Raw genomic sequence first — 16,246 nt, 5'->3', positions numbered from 1 at the left:
GCGCTTGGTGGAGACCCCGAGCGTTGTGAGGAGGCTCCAGCAGCGCCCCGCGGAAAGCGAAGCCTGGCGCGTAAACCAACAGCGGTGATTAACAGAATCCCAAATGTGTTTTTAAGTATATTAATTCACGATTCGGGACAATTATACAGGAATTGCCTGAAAAAACAATATAAAAAAATGCTTGTCCCACAACCAATTTATGGTCAGTGAGACAAGCAAGTTTTTCACCATTCTTTCGGCTCATAATTCAATTCAGCAAACAGCTGGCGTTTTTCCTTTTTGCTAAGATCGCGCCACTGTCCCATCGGCAAGTTTCCAAGCTCAATATTCATGATCCGGGTACGCTGCAATCTTAAAACCTCATACCCAAGCTCTGCACACATACGGCGGATCTGACGGTTTAACCCTTGAGTCAAAATAATCTTGAAATCGAACTTTGATAGTTGTTCCACTTCACAAGGAAGTGTTTTCGTTCCTAGTATCTTCACGCCATCAGACATCTGTTTTACAAAGTCTGGAGTAATGGGCTTATCGACAGAGACGATATATTCTTTTTCATGCTTGTTTTCAGGGCGCAAAATTTCATTGATGATGTCCCCGTCATTTGTTAACAGGATCAGACCTTCCGATTCCTTATCAAGACGCCCGATATGGGAAAGACGTAAAGGATGGTTTACAAGATCAATGATATTTCCCTTTACTTTCTTTTCCGTGGTGCTGGTGATACCGATTGGCTTGTTCAAAGCGATATAGACATTGTCTCTTGCAATTCGGATGACTTGACCGTTAACCAATACCTCGTCTCCAGGGTTTACCTGACCACCAATCTGGGCAACCTTGCCGTTGATTTTCACTTTGCCTTCTTCAATCAGTTTATCTGCTCCGCGCCTGGAAGCAACACCGGAGTCACTTATAAATTTATTGATTCTCATTCTTGTACACGTCCTTATATGAAAATGAACTCACTCTTATATAGGAAGAGGAGAGAAATATTACTGTATATGTAACCTATCATACAATAAACAAAGGACCGCATACAAATGGAGGAAGAACTGGTTGTAGTGTGGGGGATGAATGCGTTGCTTTAGCGCTTTAACGGGGAGCGGGTCAGACCCCTATGTAATTTCTACCATTGAAAATGATAGAAACCTAGTATTTATCTGCAAATTTTCGACAATTTTCTTTTCTAGGTATTTTTATTCATGAAAATATGTTCATCTTTGAAAAACATATATTGAAATATTGGAAGTTTACGAATATAGTAATGATAGTAAGGGTTTTCAATTTACTATAAATTTATAATTTTGGGGGAGTTAAGGCATGAAAAAGGGTTTAATTGCAACGATCGTCACTGTTTTAACAACGATGATCTTTCTAGTAGGTTGCGGTACAGACAACAACGGTAGTTCTGATTCTGCTTCTGGCGACGGCAGCGGTTCTGACTTAATGGTCGGAATGGTAACGGATGCTGGAACGATTGATGACAAATCTTTTAACGAAGGAACTTGGAATGGGATCCTTCAAGCTAAAGAAGACTTCGGCATTAAAGAGAAATACTTAAAGCCGGCTGGTACTACAGAAGCTGATTACATGCAAGAAATTACAAACTTATATGATGCAGAATTTAAGTTTATTGTTACTCCTGGATTTAAATTTGAAACAGCAGTTTTCCAAGCACAAAGTCAATATGAAGATGCAAAGTTCGTCCTAATCGACGGATCTCCACATAATGGCGACTTCAACCCTGTAGTGGGTGAAAACACAGTATCTATCTTCTTCGCAGAGCACGAAGCTGGATTCTTGGCTGGTGTTGCTACAGCTCTTGAATTAAAAGAAGGCGAAGCTGGATTCATCGGTGGTATGGAAATTCCTCCAGTTCAAAAGTTCAACTGGGGCTTTCAACAAGGTATTGCATATGCTAACGAAAACTTAGATACAAATGTAAGCATTAAAGAAGAAAACGTTGTGTACCAAGGTACATTTGATGATGTAGCTGCAGGTCAGCAAATTGCTGGAGCAATGTTTGACCGTGGCGTAAATGTAATCTTCGCAGCAGCGGGTGGAGTAGGCGTTGGGGCAATCAACGAAGCGAAAACTCGTGTCGAAGGCGGAGACGATGTATGGATGGTCGGAGTAGACGTTGACCAATACGAAGAAGGTAAAATGGATAACGGTGAATCTGTAGTCTTAACTTCTGCAATGAAGAAAATCGACACAGCTGCAGCTGATATGATTAAAGCAGAAATCGATGGAGAGTTCCCAGGTGGCAAAACTCTTACATTTGATGCGAAAAACGATGGTATTGGACTTCCTGAAGAAAATCCAAACTTAAGTGATGAAACAACTACTAAGGTTGATGAGATCTTTGAACTAATCAAATCTGGTGAAGTAGAAGTATCTGCTGAGCAAGGCGATTTGATCAAGTAATACGCGCAGTACCTGGCGTAATCATCTAGAGCAAATTCGTTTGCTAGATTCAGATTGATAAAGAAAAGGCGGGGTGACCCGCCTTTTTTAATGCACATGTAAGAGGTTAGTTGTCTGTCCTCTTGGGATAAATAAACAAAAAAGGGAGAATCACTCTATGGACTATGTAGTGGAGATGCTCAATATCCGGAAAGAATTTACTGGAATAGTTGCCAATGATGATATTACACTTCGTCTGAAGCAAGGGGAAATTCACGCCCTTCTTGGAGAAAACGGTGCCGGGAAATCAACGCTGATGGCTATTTTGTTCGGTATGTATCAACCGGATAGAGGATCTATAAAAATAAATGGCAAGGAAACGAAAATTGCCAACCCTAATGTCGCGACAAAACTCGGTATCGGGATGGTCCACCAACACTTCAAGCTGGTCAGTAACTTTACGGTAACAGAAAACATCATGCTTGGTTCCGAATTGCATAAAATGTATGTGCTTGATAAGAAAACGGCCAGCAAAAGAATTGAAGAATTGTCTAAAAAGTATGGCTTGAATGTGGATCCACATGCCAAAATTGAAGACATTTCCGTCGGCATGCAACAGCGTGTAGAAATTCTTAAGATGCTTTACCGTCAAGCTGACGTGCTTATTTTGGACGAGCCTACCGCGGTTCTTACCCCTCAGGAAATTGAGGAACTGGGTAAGATTATGAAGAACCTTATCGCAGAAGGTAAATCCATTATCATTATCACGCACAAACTGAAAGAAATTAAGGCGATGGCGGACAGGTGTACGGTTATCAGAAGAGGAAAGACAATTGGCACGGTAAATGTGGCGGAAACGTCCAAAGAACAAATGGCTGAAATGATGGTCGGACGTGAAGTCAACTTCAAGGTCGACAAGACAGAAGCGACTCCAAGTGACGTCGTATTGAAAATGGATAATGTTTCGGTAAAGAAGGGCAAAGATGTTGTAGCCCTTAAAAACCTTTCTTTAGAACTGAAAAAAGGCGAAATCCTTGGAATAGCAGGGGTAGACGGAAATGGTCAGGCTGAAATCGTGGAAAGCATCACCGGGTTGAAGCAAGCGGACTCCGGTACTATCCTTTTTGAAGGAAAAGACATTACCAAAATGCCGGTACGTTCTAGAATCGCAAGCGGGATCGCTCATATTCCAGAAGACCGCCATAAGCATGGACTTGTCTTGGATTATACAATTGAAGAAAATATGGTTTTGGAATTGTATCATAAAGAGCCGTACTCCAAACGTGGCGTGCTCAATTTTGCTGCGATAAAAAAGCATGCAGATAATATCATTAAAAGCTTTGATGTCCGTTCTGGTGAAGGCGGCAAGTCTATTGCAAGGTCCCTTTCAGGCGGTAACCAGCAAAAAGCGGTAATCGGGCGGGAAATCGAACTGGACCCGACGCTGCTTATTGCTGTTCAGCCGACTCGCGGACTGGATGTTGGATCTATTGAGTACATTCACAAAAGACTTGTGGAACAACGAGACAAAGGGAAAGCTGTTTTGCTTGTGTCCTTAGAATTAGATGAGGTATTAAATGTTTCAGATCGCATCGCTGTTGTGAATAATGGCCAACTAGTTGGAATCGTGAATGCAAAGGAAACAAACGAAAACGAACTTGGTCTGATGATGGCAGGCGTGATGAAGGGGGAAGAAGAATGAGAAATGGCATAATCTCGTTGCTTGCTGTCCTTTTCGGTTTGATTGCAGGTGCGATATTGATGGCAGTCACAGGAAACAATCCTGTGGAAGGATATAAATATTTGTTTGAAGGCGGATTAAAGAACCTTTCGAGAATAGGAAATACGCTTGCAACAGCGACACCGCTTATTTTTACGGGTCTATCGGTAGCATTTGCTTTTCGTACGGGCTTGTTTAATATCGGAGCGGCAGGACAAATGCTCTTTGGTGGTTTTTGTGCCGTTGCAGTCGGACTGACTTTTGATATGTCCAGACCGCTTCTACTAGTAATGATGGTCGTGGCAGGATTTATCGGAGGGGCACTTTGGGCTTTTATCCCTGGACTTTTGAAGGCAAAGTTCAACGTTCATGAAGTAGTATCAACGATCATGATGAACTGGATTGCCTACTGGACGGTATATTATGCGGTTCCTGCTTACTTTAAGGGAGAGTTTTTGGAAACAGAATCTAAAAAACTACCAGAAGCTGCATCTTTACGCACACCAATTTTAACAGAAATGTTTGATGGCTCTTATATTAATCTTGGTTTATTTATTGCTGCCATTGCAGTAATCATCTTCTCCTTTATCATCAATAAAACCACGCTTGGTTTTGAGTTGAAGGCGGTTGGATTTAACCGTGATTCAGCGGAATATGCAGGGATTGCGGTAAACAGAAGTATCGTTACTTCCATGGTTATTGCCGGTGGTTTGGCTGGGCTTGGGGGAGTGGCATTCTATGCGGGAAATGCGACAAGTATTCAAATTGGTATCCTTCCTACGCAAGGGTTTGATGGAATTGCCGTGGCACTATTAGGAGCAAACACGGGTATCGGAGTTTTGTTAGCGGCTATTTTCTTCGGTTTGCTTTATTCCGGTCGCGGATTTATGAATGCAATGACAGAGATTCCACCAGAAATTGCGGATTCTATCATTGCTATCATCATCTATTTTGCAGCAACAAGCATCTTAATAGATCGCATGATTCGTTACTTTATTAATAAGAAGAAAAATAAAAAACAACCAGCAATTGTTCAAACCACAACTGAGAAAAAGGAGGAGGTATAAGGTATGTGGACAGTGATTCAACAAATAGCACCGTACGCAATCATCTTCACTATCCCTCTTTTGATCACAGCGCTTGGAGCTTTATTCAGTGAGCGAAGTGGAGTTGTAAACATTGGTTTAGAAGGATTAATGGTAATAGGGGCATTCACAGGAGCGCTTGTCATTTTGAACATGCAGGAAATGATGCCTGGCCAACAAAAAGCAATTTGGATCGGTCTTGCACTTGCTACCGTGATGGGATTATTGTTCTCCCTTCTTCATGCGTTTGCAAGTATCAATCTTCATGCAAACCAGATCATCAGTGGTACCGCAATCAACATGATTGCCGCTGCTATCACGGTGTTCTTGGCACGTAACATTACAGGTAGCGGAAACATCCAAATCAGCACATTAAAACCTTTTAATGTTCCATTTTTATCGGATATTCCTGTGATTGGCAGTTTGCTGTTCACTAGAACATACGCAACCACATGGCTTGTACTTGCCATTTTACTAGTAAGTGCATTCATGCTTTATAAAACACCTTTTGGACTGCGACTTCGCTCATGTGGTGAACATCCACATGCAGCAGAAGCAGCAGGAATCAGTGTAAGTAAAATGCGTTACATCGGTGTTATGATCTCAGGGGCTTTCTCTGGTCTGGGTGGAGCGGTTTTCATCGTAACAACTGGTGGAGAATTTAACGGTACCGTTGCCGGACTTGGATTCTTGGCACTTGCTTCTTTAATATTCGGACAGTGGAAACCACTTGGAATCCTTGCGGCAACATTGTTCTTCGGATTTGCCACTACGGTTGCGAACGTTTCACAGGTAATTCCTTCTTTAGCTGTCATTCCGCCAGTATTCTTGAAGGTGTTCCCTTACGTTGTAACGTTAATAGCGTTAATTGTGTTCTCTAAGTCTTCTCAAGCACCAAAAGCGGTGGGAGAACCATTTGATTCTGGAAAAAGATAAAATGGTAGTAGTTTCATTACACGCTCTCTTTTATGGGGGCGTGTTTTTTATTTGCTTAGAAATACTTAACCGCTTACATGTCTGACTATTAAGAATAAAATATATTGACAGAATCTTTGCTAGGTTTATAATTAAATTAACATATGTTCAAAGATAAGTTTACAAGTGTTCACTACAGTGCTGAGTTTATTAGAATAACTCTACTATTCTACAAGATCCCTCATGATTCTAAGCAATTTTGTACAGCTACAATGAACATAATTTGAAAATCGGGTGAAACCAGTATGCAAAATGAAAAAATAGCCCGTTTAGTAGAAGTGGCTAAAATGTATTATCTCTTTAATTATAGCCAACAGGAGATTGCCAAAACGCTTGGTGTCTCACGCCCTACTGTATCGCGGCTTTTAGATCAGGCCAAACAGGATGGTGTTGTACATATTAAGATTTGTGATCCAACAGAAGATGTGAATGGGCTTGCCACTCAACTCAGGGAAAGATTTAGACTGAAAGATTGTGTGGTTGCCTCCGTCCCTGCTTATGAAGATAGTCATATTAAACAAAAAGTTGGGGAGGCAGCGGCCGAGTATTTATATGGCATCGTCAAAACGGGCGATACGATAGGAATTACGTGGGGCACGACACTCTATCAACTGTCCCAGCAGCTTAATCCTAAAAGTGTGCATGATGTGAAAATCGTGCAATTGAATGGTGGCGTCAGTTACTCGGAATTAAATACGCACGCTTCTGACATTATTAATGGACTTGCAACGGCTTTCCATACTACACCACATTTTCTGCCTGTCCCTGCAGTTGTCGATCATCCAGTCGTAAAGCAGGCAATCGTCGCTGACCGTCACATTAACAAGGTGCTTGAGCTTGGAAAAAAAGCCAATATCGCTGTTTATACAGTAGGGGAAGCTGGAGAACAATCCACTTTGATGAGAGCGGGTTATTTTTTAGATAGTGATGTGGAGACGTTAAAGAAGAACGAAACAGTCGCGGATATTTGTTCGCGGTTCATCGATATTAACGGACACATCAGCAATCAATCACTAAATGAACGGACGATAGGCATTGAGCTAACCCATCTCGCTGAAAAAGAATACAGCATTCTTGTTGCAGGCGGAAACAAAAAGGTAGAAGGAATCATGGGGGCACTTAACGGTAAATATGCCAATGTCCTCATCACCGATCAATATACAGCAAAAGCTTTGTTGGAAATGGGGGAGGGGTAAAATCATGGATCGAGCTACCATAAAGGCGCTGGTGCAAGAGGTGGTTCAAAACACGATGCAAACAGCCAAGAAACAGGTCCCGATTGCCGTATCCAACAGGCATGTCCACTTGTCTCCCGAGCATGTGGAGCGGCTTTTCGGACGGGGCTATGAGCTGAAAAAGCTGAAAGACCTCTCGCAGCCGAACCAGTTTGCCGCAAAAGAAACGGTCACACTCATCGGTCCAAAGGGGAGAATCCCAAATGTGCGGGTATTGGGCCCGGCACGAGGCAAAACTCAGGTGGAAATCTCTCTTTTTGACGGATTTACTTTAGGCGTCACGCCGCCAATTCGTCAGTCTGGAGAGTTAGAAGGATCAGAATCTATCATTCTCATGGGTCCAAGAGGGCAACTGAAATTAGAAGAAGGATTGATCTGTGCTTCCCGTCATATTCATATGCACCCAGATGACGGAAAAAATTTTGGCGTGAAAGACGGAGACATAGTCGATATAAAAGTCGATGGTCCCAGAGGCGTCACTTACACCAATGTTCTTATCAGAATCTCTCCGAAATACAGGCTGGAAATGCATATCGATCTAGATGAGGCGAATGCGGCCAACATAAAGAACGGCCAGCTTGGCGAAATCACCGCCATTAAGTGTTCCCCAGACAGCAAGGGAGGTTGTGGCTGTGGATGTAAAGGAAAAGGTTAAAGAGCTTGTCAGGCAGGCGGTCGAAGCGTACATGTCCGAACAGGACAACGAGGAGAAAAAGCCGGCCATCACCGTCCTTTTAAATTATCACTCTAGTAATCCAGGACTTATTTTGAAAGCGGTTACGGAAATTAAAGAATCCTTTGCAGTTAAGTTAGTAGCATCAAAGGATTGGGTGGAACTACTGGAGGGGGATGAGGATGTTCTGCCTTTGAGTCAAGCAGATCACTCTGAATTAGAGAAGCTCTGGAATTCAACAGACCTGCTTATCCTTCCGGTCGCTTCTTTTCAATTAGTATCAAAGCTTGCATTGATGGTGAATGACGATCGAACAGCCCACACAGCGATACAATTTCAGCTGTTAGGCAAGCCAATCGTCATTGCGAACAACGAAGTCGAGCTTGGGGTATACCAACAGATCCTTGCACCACATTCCGTTCAGGAAAAATTACAAGCTTACCTGCGCACCACCCAAAAAGACCAAGTTAAGTGGGTCCCATTAAAGCAGCTTTTACGTACAGCCAAAGAACAGCATCAGCAATACAAGGAAAAGCAACCGCTAATCATGGCAAAACACATTGAACATGCAGCAAGAGAAAACGTAAAAACCATAACCGTCCCAAAAGAAAGCAAAATCACCCCAGTCGCCAAAGACATCGCCAGAGAAATGAAGATTCAAATACAAAAAGAAACATAAGTCTGAAGAGACCAGTGGATTGGAGCGGAAGGCACTCGACTCCTGCGGGGGAGTAGCGACAATGTTGAGACCCCGCAACGAAGTGAGGAGGCTCAAGGTCGCCCCGCGGAAAGCGAGTGCCTGCAGCGAAAAGGAACGGTTAGAGTTTAAGAATAAGCAACATGCTCCTAGAAAGGAGGCAACACACTCATGATTATTGCAAAAGTGACAGGCTCCATCGTCGCCACCACCAAAGCAGAAAAACTAAAAGGCAAAAAATTGCTAATCGTCACACCACTGGACATGACAACAATCGAAGAAGAAGGCAAGCCCCTTGTTGCTATCGACACCGTTGGCTCTGGCGTAGGTGAAGTGGTACTGATCGTAAGCGGAAGCTCAGCGAGACAGACGGAAATTACGAACGGGGTACCAGTCGACGCCGCCATCGTGGGAATTGTCGATCAGATAGAGCTAAACGGATCCCTGACCTTTTCAAAAGGAGGTAATTAACCATGCAAATTAAGGAAAGCGACATAAAGGAAATGGTTGCGCAAGTCCTTGCCCAGCTTGGAGATGAAAGGAAGCAGCCCTCGTCTGCGTCGAAACAAGGCAGCAATGAAGTTCCGCTGGGAAATGGCGTGTTCACAACCGTTGACGAAGCAACAGATGCTGCAACGGAAGCGTGGGACAAGCTGAGAGTGACACCACTCGAAACACGTAAGAACATGGTAGAAAAAATGCGGGAAGTGAGCCGTGAGCATGCAAAAGCACTGGCAGAACTCGCAGTAAAAGAAACAGGACTTGGTCGGGTGGAGGACAAGGTGGCGAAAAATTTATTGGCTGCCGACAAAACACCTGGAGTGGAGGACATTGTTGCCACCACTTATTCCGGGGACGGGGGTCTGACCCTTGTGGAATATTCACCGGTTGGCGTGTATGGAGCCATCACTCCATCCACCAATCCGGCAGCAACGATCATCAATAACTCTATCTCTCTAGTAGCAGCAGGGAACGCAGTGGTTTTCAACCCGCACCCAAGTGCCAAGCAAGTATCTATCAAAACAATGCAGCTTTTAAATGAAGCGATTGTGGCTGCAGGAGGACCTGCCAACACCCTCACTTCCGTTGCCAGTCCTAACATTGAAACGTCCAACGAAGTGATGAAGCACCCGAAAGTTAGAGCCTTAGTCGTCACTGGCGGTGGCATTGTGGTACAGGCGGCAATGAGTGCGGGGAAGAAAGTAATCGCCGCCGGCCCCGGAAACCCACCCGTGGTCGTGGATGAAACAGCAATCATCTCCAAGGCTGCCAAAGACATTGTCACTGGCGCAAGCTTTGATAACAATGTTCTTTGTACCGCTGAAAAAGAAGTGTTCGTTGTCGAAAAAGTAGCCAATACCTTAAAAAGCGAGATGACCAAAAATGGAGCCGTCGAGCTGAAAGGGTACCAGCTGGACAAGCTTCTCGGGAAGATTTTAGTTAAAAAAGGCGAGAAGTACTATCCGAACCGTGATTTTATCGGAAAGGACGCATCCGTACTGCTAGAAGCGGCAGGCATCAGGGCAGACTCCAAAGTAAAACTCATCATTGCCGAAACAAAGGAAGATCACCCATTGGTGCACACAGAAATGCTAATGCCAATCCTGCCAATCGTCAGAGTGTCAGATGTGGATAAAGCAATCAGCCTGGCGGTCAAAGCCGAAAAAGGCAACCGACACACTGCCATTATGCATTCTCAGAATGTCACCAACCTGACAAAGATGGCAAAAGAAATTCAAGCAACCATCTTTGTGAAAAACGGTCCATCTGTTGCTGGTCTCGGCTATCAGAGTGAAGGGTTTACCACCCTTACCATCGCAGGTCCGACGGGAGAAGGGCTGACTTCAGCCAAAACATTCACCCGCCAAAGACGATGCGTGCTGGTAGACGGCTTCAGAATTATTTAGGAGGGGATGAAAAATGGCAGAACTGAATGAACTACCTCAAGAAGGACAGCCTGAAGAACCACCTAAAAAAGCGAAAAAGCAAACAAAATCCAAAACTATTAAACAACCATTAGGAGGAATTCAAATGAGTCAAGAAGCACTAGGAATGATCGAAACAAAAGGTCTAATCGGGGCAATTGAAGCAGCAGACGCAATGGTAAAAGCAGCAAACGTAACACTTGTAGGAAAAGAATTCGTAGGTGGCGGACTTGTAGCAGTAATGGTACGCGGTGATGTAGGAGCTGTAAAAGCGGCAACAGAAGCGGGCGCGGATGCAGCTGGAAGAGTCGGGAACCTAGTATCTGTACACGTAATCCCACGTCCAAACTCCGAAGTAAACGGAATTCTGCCGGCAGCGAAATAGGAGATAGGTAGAGTAGGATGGATCAATCCATAAAAGCCTATATCAAACAACTTGTCCAAGAGGCAGTAGGGCAATCCGCGAGTTCATGGAACAACTTGCCATCGAGTACCGGCAGGAAGCAATACGTCATCGCCAATTGGAAAATGAACAAAAGCATTCAGGAAACACTGGAGTTTTTACAACAGCTTAAAGAAGGAAACGGAGTGGAAGTGGTGGTTTGCCCACCTGCCCCACTCTTGTATCCCGCAAAGCTTTATGTCCAAGGACAAAATAAAGGCATTCAAATTGGTGCCCAAAATGTTCACCAGGAAGAAAAAGGCGCCTATACAGGGGAAACGGCAGCAAGCTTGTTAGAAGACATCGGCTGCTCCCACTGCATCATCGGACACTCCGAAAGAAGGCAATATGCACAAGAAGATGATGCAACCGTTAACCTGAAAGCAAAACAAGCGTTAAAAAGGGGTCTGACCCCTATCATCTGCATTGGGGAAACCTTGGAACAAAAGCAGCAGAACCAAACAGAAAAAGTGCTGACCAGACAAATACTCGGCGCCATGGACGGAATCGATGTATCTCAAGCGGTATTCGCATACGAGCCGGTTTGGGCAATCGGAACCGGGGAATCCGCTACAGCGGAAGAGGCACAGCGAATCCATGCATACATCCGGGCCGTTGTCGCTCATCTCGATGAACAGAACGCAGAGAATGTCAGCATTTTATATGGAGGATCTGTAAATGAAAACAATGCACAAGAGTTCTCTGCCATGATCGACATTGATGGAGTACTTGTCGGCGGTGCGAGCTTGCAGGTAGATTCTTTTCAGAAAATAATCGCTGTATTTGCCAAAGGAGCGTAGAAAATGAAAAAAATTGCAATTGGTAGCGACCATGGTGGATACGAGCTAAAAGAAGCTTTAAAAAGCTATTTGACGGAGCTTGGATATGAATACCTTGATTTCGGCTGTAAAGCGAAAGAATCGGTGGATTATCCAGATATCGCATTCCTTGTAGGGGAGTGCGTCGCGACGAATACAGATTATGTCGGCATCATGATCGATGGTGTTGGCGTCGGTAGCGGCATGGTATTGAATAAGATACCAGGTGTCCGAGGAGCAGTATGCTGGGACCTGTCATCCGTCATTAACAGCCGGGAACACAATAACGCTAACGTCTTATCCATCGGTGGCCAGTTCATGGGGGAAGGCCTTGCCAAACAATTGGTGAAAAAATGGCTGGAAACCGAATTTGCAGGTGGCCGCCATGACCGTCGCGTCACAAAAGTGATGGAAATCGAAAGTCGTTTTCTCAAACGCTGAAAGCAGGTTTAAAACATGTTCGTAGCAAAAGTGATTGGAAATATGATCTGTACCCATAAAGACGAGAACCTGAAAGGGTTGAAGCTGTTAATCGTCCAACCAGTAGATGATCAGTTGCAGGATAAAGGCAAACCACTTGTTGCTATTGACACAATCGGTCAATCGGGAGAAGGGGACATTGTTTATCTTGCTAAAAGCAGGGAATCCTCTCTGCCATTGAACAAAGACCTCGTCCCATCGGATGCTGGGATACTTGGAATCATCGACTATTACAACGTAAAACGAATGGAGGAAATATAAATGAGCAACGCATTAGGAATGATTGAAACAAAAGGTCTAGTAGGTGCAATCGAAGCAGCAGACGCAATGATGAAAGCAGCAAACGTATCGTTAGTAGGAAAAGTGCAAGTTGGCGGCGGTTTAATCACTGTCATGGTACGCGGTGATGTAGGAGCTGTAAAAGCGGCAACAGAAGCGGGAGCAGATGCAGCTCAACGTGTAGGCGAGTTCTTATCTGTGCATGTGATCCCAAGACCGCATTCCGATATCGAAAAAATTCTTCCTACCACTCTATGAAACTAGCCAAAGTCGTTGGAAATGTCGTTTCGACGATCAAAACACCAAGTCATCAAAATAAAAAGCTCATGGTCGTCATACCCGTAGATGCTGCAGGCAAGGAATGTGGTGATGCCATGATAGCCTTCGACCGCTTTCACGCAGGAGCAGGCGACTATGTGCTGATACTAGAAGAAGGTGGAGCGGCAAGAGATATATTAGGAGATCCAAAGGGTTCTTTTGATGCCGTCATTGCCGGAATTGTCGACCGATTAATATAATGCGAGGTGAACACAATGCAAATGGAAGCATTGGTGGAACAAATTACAAATCAAATCATGGAACAACTGACAAATAAACAACAGCTGGCAGAAGGAAAACCTGCAGCTTCCAATACTACTTCAGCAAACGCAAATTCTTTTACAAATGCATCATCCAACCTGATCACAGGACCTTCTATCGCAAGAATGATTGACCATACGCTGCTAAAGCCGGAAAGCACAAAAGAGCAGGTCGTCAAGCTTTGTGAGGAAGCGAAAGAATACAATTTCGCCACAGTATGTGTTAATCCTTACTGGGTTTCCACAGCTGCTCAAGAGCTGAAGGGTTCCAATGTAGGAATTACGACTGTAGTCGGCTTCCCTCTTGGTGCTACCAACAGTTTTGTAAAAGTTTCTGAGACACGCGATGCGATTGCAAGTGGTGCGACGGAAATTGACATGGTCATGAACATCGGTGCCCTTAAATCCGGCGACTTTGAAACCGTCAAAAAAGACATCGAAGCGGTCGTGCTTGCTGCTAAAGGTCATGCACCAGTTAAGGTCATCATCGAAACAGGTCTTTTGGAAACAGAAGAAAAGAAGAAAGCTTGTATTCTGGCAAAAATGGCCGGAGCAGATTTCGTCAAAACTTCTACAGGCTTTGGACCTGGCTGTGCAACTGCAGAAGACATCAAGCTTATGCGTGAAGCAGTTGGCCCTGATATGGGCGTTAAAGCGTCTGCATGCGTACGTGACCTTGATACGGCAAGAAAACTGGTTCAAGCAGGTGCCACAAGAATTGGTGCTAGCTCCGGAATCGCCATCGTTACAGGCGGAAAAGGGACTGGATATTAAAACAAGATGAATAACAGGATGCTAGCGGTGAAAAGCCAGAGTATCCTGTTATTTTAATATTGTAAAATTCTAAAAATTTTAATATAATTAATTGCAAGCGCTTTCAATTACATGTAAATCTTGAGGGGGATTAGGGTGAAACATATCGGAAATCAACTAAAGAATGCAAGAACAAGACAAGAGATAGAAATTGATCAACTTGCCATGCTAACGGGACTGCCGGCAGACACCATCGCTGCCATTGAAGCTGGTACCTTGGATGTGCAGGTATCCACCTTACATAAACTCTCTGAAGTATTACGATGCTCTTTCGCTGTAGGAGATATGTCCATATAAAAGATTGGAGAAGGAACCGGATGTATATCCGGTTCCTTTCGTTTATTGGTTATAATAAAGAGAAAGAACATCCAAATGAGGAGAAAAACAATGCATACTTCCGAACAAGAGAAACTGATAAATAAAGTCGAGGAATATATAGAAGATAACCTAGAGAGCCCACTTAGCCTTGAAAAGCTAGCCTCCATTTCTACTTACTCTCCCTTTCATTTTCAACGCATTTTTAAAGCACAGGTAGGGGAAACTCCAGCTATTTATGTGAAACGCCTTCGCATGGAAAAAGCTGCGCATCTATTAATATATGAACATAGCATCCCCATTACGCAAATTGCGTTCATTTGTGGCTTTACTTCACTTTCTTACTTTACAACTTCCTTTCATACATATTTTCAATGCAGTCCCACTAATTGGAGAGAAGGTGCCTATCTAAAGAGATTTCCACGAGAATATGCTGATAATAGCAAGAAATCTAAACAGCTTCGCAATATGGAGCAAGAACAGCAAATCAACAAGGGATATAATAAGTACCAGTGGCTCAATCTTGAAAAAGTGAATATCATGGAATTTCCAGTGTGCACAACTGTGAAAAAGCAAAATGTCGGTCCATACACACAAGGGATACCGGATGTTTGGGAGACGGTGTACCATTGGGGAAAAGCTCGAGATCTTATTACGGACAACACGTTCATGTTTGGGGTGCCTAAAAATAATCCATATATAACACCAGCGCAAATGAGCAGATATGATTGTCACCTATCTGTGGAAGGGTTGATGGACGATTCTCTAGTGACCTTTCAGTTTAAAGGGGGGAAGCATGTAGTCTATGAGTTCGATGAGCCTGTAGATTATGTTGAAAGGAATAAGCTAATAGAGTGCTACTCGGAGCTGTACAGCTTTTGGCTTCCTAAAAGCGGATATAAATACTTGGATAACCCAATGGAGCTAATAACCTTAAAACCTAAAAAAGGTAGCTTGGAAGTAGATGTTAAAGTGAAGGCTATTGCATTAGCGATTGAGCCGAAATAAAACTCAATTAAAAGTAAAAGCGAAAAAGAGGAGTTTAGAAAAAATGATGGATTGGTTCGAATTGAATGTTGTTGCAATACTTATAGGTGCTCTTCTGTATGCAGTTTATGGAGGAATCTATTACACGATCATGCTTGGAAAAAAGAAAGACACGCAATTCAAACAGACAGAAGGGCCGCTAAAATATGTTGTGTCAATAATGATTGCATTTGTCAGCTCTTTTATAGTAGCATTTTTCGTACAGGCAGCAGGAGCAGAAGGCACCCTGAGCGGTCTGATAGTCGGATTATTTATAGGAATAATCATTACTCTAGTCTATTTAAAAAATACATTGTTTGGACTGGTAACTAAAAAAGCATTCTATATTGCTGTAGGAGACCATCTCATCATATTTGCATTGCTAGGTATGGTTCATGGATTCATCAATGGCATGTAAGGTTAAAGAAGCACTATAGCGGATTCATTTCCGGTGTAGTGCTTTTTTATTGTTAAATAAATTGTAAAATAATGGAATGTCGGAATAGTCTTCTGAGTCATTCTTGTTCGTTGGGATGAAGACCTCGGTGGCGATGAAAAAGGAGGAGAGAGGTCCTCATCGAGGTTATGAAGACCTCGGTGACGAGAAATCAGGAGGAGAGAGGTCCTCATTGGGGTTATGAAGACCTCGGTGACGAGAAATCAGGAGGAGAGAGATCCTCATTGGGGTTATGAAGACCTCGGTGACGAGAAATCAGGAGGAGAGAGGTCCTCATTGGGATTATGAAGACCTCGGTGACAAGGAATCAGGAGGAGAGAGG

General features: G+C 43.6%; 20 protein-coding genes. 19 read left to right on the top strand and 1 reads right to left on the bottom strand.

Annotated elements, in window-relative coordinates; genetic code table 11:
- Positions 1 to 224: 224 nt before the first annotated feature.
- Positions 225 to 932 (bottom strand): 23S rRNA pseudouridine(2604) synthase RluF, encoded by a 708-nt coding sequence (gene rluF / locus K7887_RS21440; RefSeq protein WP_223491619.1) that lies wholly within the window; start codon positions 930 to 932, stop codon positions 225 to 227.
- A gap of 388 nt (positions 933 to 1,320) precedes the next feature.
- Here rluF and K7887_RS21435 point away from each other — a divergent pair, with 388 nt between their 5' ends.
- The 19 genes from K7887_RS21435 to K7887_RS21345 all read left to right on the top strand — a co-directional run bounded on the left by K7887_RS21435 (position 1,321) and on the right by K7887_RS21345 (position 15,885).
- Positions 1,321 to 2,427, top strand: a complete 1,107-nt coding sequence (locus K7887_RS21435) for a BMP family lipoprotein (RefSeq protein ID WP_223491618.1) — start codon at positions 1,321 to 1,323, stop codon at positions 2,425 to 2,427.
- Between the two features lie 157 nt (positions 2,428 to 2,584).
- Positions 2,585 to 4,108, top strand: a complete 1,524-nt coding sequence (locus tag K7887_RS21430; RefSeq protein WP_223491617.1) for an ABC transporter ATP-binding protein — start codon at positions 2,585 to 2,587, stop codon at positions 4,106 to 4,108.
- On the top strand, positions 4,105 to 5,193 hold the full coding sequence (locus K7887_RS21425) for an ABC transporter permease (RefSeq protein ID WP_223491616.1): 1,089 nt from the start codon (positions 4,105 to 4,107) through the stop codon (positions 5,191 to 5,193). The genes K7887_RS21430 and K7887_RS21425 overlap by 4 nt, the downstream gene beginning before the upstream one ends.
- A gap of 3 nt (positions 5,194 to 5,196) precedes the next feature.
- Positions 5,197 to 6,147, top strand: a complete 951-nt coding sequence (locus K7887_RS21420) for an ABC transporter permease (protein WP_223491615.1) — start codon at positions 5,197 to 5,199, stop codon at positions 6,145 to 6,147.
- A 284-nt stretch (positions 6,148 to 6,431) separates the two neighbouring features.
- Positions 6,432 to 7,382, top strand: coding sequence for a DNA-binding transcriptional repressor DeoR (locus tag K7887_RS21415; protein ID WP_223491614.1), 951 nt, complete (start codon positions 6,432 to 6,434; stop codon positions 7,380 to 7,382).
- A 4-nt stretch (positions 7,383 to 7,386) separates the two neighbouring features.
- The gene (locus K7887_RS21410; protein WP_223491613.1) at positions 7,387 to 8,076 is read left to right on the top strand and encodes a phosphate propanoyltransferase; all 690 of its coding nucleotides are present in this window, start codon (positions 7,387 to 7,389) and stop codon (positions 8,074 to 8,076) included.
- Positions 8,054 to 8,773, top strand: coding sequence for a hypothetical protein (locus K7887_RS21405; protein WP_223491612.1), 720 nt, complete (start codon positions 8,054 to 8,056; stop codon positions 8,771 to 8,773). Before K7887_RS21410 ends, K7887_RS21405 begins: the two co-directional genes overlap by 23 nt.
- A 189-nt stretch (positions 8,774 to 8,962) precedes the next feature.
- A complete protein-coding gene (locus tag K7887_RS21400) occupies positions 8,963 to 9,262 on the top strand; it encodes a EutN/CcmL family microcompartment protein (protein WP_223491611.1) in 300 nt (99 codons plus the stop codon).
- A 2-nt stretch (positions 9,263 to 9,264) separates the two neighbouring features.
- Complete coding sequence (locus tag K7887_RS21395) at positions 9,265 to 10,698, top strand: aldehyde dehydrogenase family protein (RefSeq protein ID WP_223491610.1); 1,434 nt, start codon at positions 9,265 to 9,267, stop codon at positions 10,696 to 10,698.
- 124 nt (positions 10,699 to 10,822) lie between these two features.
- Positions 10,823 to 11,101 (top strand): BMC domain-containing protein, encoded by a 279-nt coding sequence (locus K7887_RS21390; protein WP_029326563.1) that lies wholly within the window; start codon positions 10,823 to 10,825, stop codon positions 11,099 to 11,101.
- Between the two features lie 17 nt (positions 11,102 to 11,118).
- Positions 11,119 to 11,958 carry a triose-phosphate isomerase gene (gene tpiA / locus K7887_RS21385; RefSeq protein ID WP_223491609.1) on the top strand — a complete coding sequence of 280 codons (840 nt, stop codon included), beginning with the start codon at positions 11,119 to 11,121 and terminating at the stop codon, positions 11,956 to 11,958.
- 3 nt (positions 11,959 to 11,961) lie between these two features.
- Positions 11,962 to 12,417, top strand: coding sequence for an RpiB/LacA/LacB family sugar-phosphate isomerase (locus K7887_RS21380; protein WP_223491608.1), 456 nt, complete (start codon positions 11,962 to 11,964; stop codon positions 12,415 to 12,417).
- A gap of 15 nt (positions 12,418 to 12,432) precedes the next feature.
- A complete protein-coding gene (locus tag K7887_RS21375) occupies positions 12,433 to 12,717 on the top strand; it encodes a EutN/CcmL family microcompartment protein (RefSeq protein ID WP_223491607.1) in 285 nt (94 codons plus the stop codon).
- A complete protein-coding gene (gene eutM, locus K7887_RS21370; protein WP_088019922.1) occupies positions 12,718 to 12,993 on the top strand; it encodes an ethanolamine utilization microcompartment protein EutM in 276 nt (91 codons plus the stop codon).
- Entirely contained in the window at positions 12,990 to 13,253 is a 264-nt protein-coding gene (locus K7887_RS21365; RefSeq protein ID WP_223491606.1) for a EutN/CcmL family microcompartment protein, read from the top strand. The genes eutM and K7887_RS21365 overlap by 4 nt, the downstream gene beginning before the upstream one ends.
- 186 nt (positions 13,254 to 13,439) lie before the next feature.
- The gene (deoC, locus tag K7887_RS21360; protein ID WP_223493727.1) at positions 13,440 to 14,087 is read left to right on the top strand and encodes a deoxyribose-phosphate aldolase; all 648 of its coding nucleotides are present in this window, start codon (positions 13,440 to 13,442) and stop codon (positions 14,085 to 14,087) included.
- 135 nt (positions 14,088 to 14,222) lie between these two features.
- The gene (locus tag K7887_RS21355; RefSeq protein WP_034775002.1) at positions 14,223 to 14,423 is read left to right on the top strand and encodes a helix-turn-helix domain-containing protein; all 201 of its coding nucleotides are present in this window, start codon (positions 14,223 to 14,225) and stop codon (positions 14,421 to 14,423) included.
- Positions 14,424 to 14,513: 90 nt separating this feature from the next.
- Entirely contained in the window at positions 14,514 to 15,449 is a 936-nt protein-coding gene (locus tag K7887_RS21350) for an AraC family transcriptional regulator (RefSeq protein WP_223491605.1), read from the top strand.
- Between the two features lie 43 nt (positions 15,450 to 15,492).
- Entirely contained in the window at positions 15,493 to 15,885 is a 393-nt protein-coding gene (locus tag K7887_RS21345; RefSeq protein ID WP_223491604.1) for a DUF1761 domain-containing protein, read from the top strand.
- Positions 15,886 to 16,246: the final 361 nt, after the last annotated feature.

Origin of the sequence: Sutcliffiella horikoshii (assembly GCF_019931755.1) — a bacterium.
In the GTDB taxonomy this organism is placed as follows: Bacteria; Bacillota; Bacilli; order Bacillales; family Bacillaceae_I; genus Sutcliffiella_A; species Sutcliffiella_A horikoshii_E.
Note: the sequence above shows the minus strand (reverse complement) of the source record. Positions and strands in the feature narration are given on the sequence as shown.

Coding starts and splice junctions, on each gene's coding strand:
- K7887_RS21390 (WP_029326563.1), top strand. CDS start 10,823: ATGAGTCAAGAAGCACTAGGAATGATCGAAACAAAAGGTCTAATCGGG.
- K7887_RS21435 (WP_223491618.1), top strand. CDS start 1,321: ATGAAAAAGGGTTTAATTGCAACGATCGTCACTGTTTTAACAACGATG.
- K7887_RS21375 (WP_223491607.1), top strand. CDS start 12,433: ATGTTCGTAGCAAAAGTGATTGGAAATATGATCTGTACCCATAAAGAC.
- K7887_RS21400 (WP_223491611.1), top strand. CDS start 8,963: ATGATTATTGCAAAAGTGACAGGCTCCATCGTCGCCACCACCAAAGCA.
- eutM (WP_088019922.1), top strand. CDS start 12,718: ATGAGCAACGCATTAGGAATGATTGAAACAAAAGGTCTAGTAGGTGCA.
- K7887_RS21380 (WP_223491608.1), top strand. CDS start 11,962: ATGAAAAAAATTGCAATTGGTAGCGACCATGGTGGATACGAGCTAAAA.
- rluF (WP_223491619.1), bottom strand. CDS start 932: ATGAGAATCAATAAATTTATAAGTGACTCCGGTGTTGCTTCCAGGCGC.
- K7887_RS21425 (WP_223491616.1), top strand. CDS start 4,105: ATGAGAAATGGCATAATCTCGTTGCTTGCTGTCCTTTTCGGTTTGATT.
- K7887_RS21365 (WP_223491606.1), top strand. CDS start 12,990: ATGAAACTAGCCAAAGTCGTTGGAAATGTCGTTTCGACGATCAAAACA.
- deoC (WP_223493727.1), top strand. CDS start 13,440: ATGATTGACCATACGCTGCTAAAGCCGGAAAGCACAAAAGAGCAGGTC.
- K7887_RS21410 (WP_223491613.1), top strand. CDS start 7,387: ATGGATCGAGCTACCATAAAGGCGCTGGTGCAAGAGGTGGTTCAAAAC.
- tpiA (WP_223491609.1), top strand. CDS start 11,119: ATGGATCAATCCATAAAAGCCTATATCAAACAACTTGTCCAAGAGGCA.
- K7887_RS21350 (WP_223491605.1), top strand. CDS start 14,514: ATGCATACTTCCGAACAAGAGAAACTGATAAATAAAGTCGAGGAATAT.
- K7887_RS21420 (WP_223491615.1), top strand. CDS start 5,197: ATGTGGACAGTGATTCAACAAATAGCACCGTACGCAATCATCTTCACT.
- K7887_RS21415 (WP_223491614.1), top strand. CDS start 6,432: ATGCAAAATGAAAAAATAGCCCGTTTAGTAGAAGTGGCTAAAATGTAT.
- K7887_RS21345 (WP_223491604.1), top strand. CDS start 15,493: ATGATGGATTGGTTCGAATTGAATGTTGTTGCAATACTTATAGGTGCT.
- K7887_RS21430 (WP_223491617.1), top strand. CDS start 2,585: ATGGACTATGTAGTGGAGATGCTCAATATCCGGAAAGAATTTACTGGA.
- K7887_RS21395 (WP_223491610.1), top strand. CDS start 9,265: ATGCAAATTAAGGAAAGCGACATAAAGGAAATGGTTGCGCAAGTCCTT.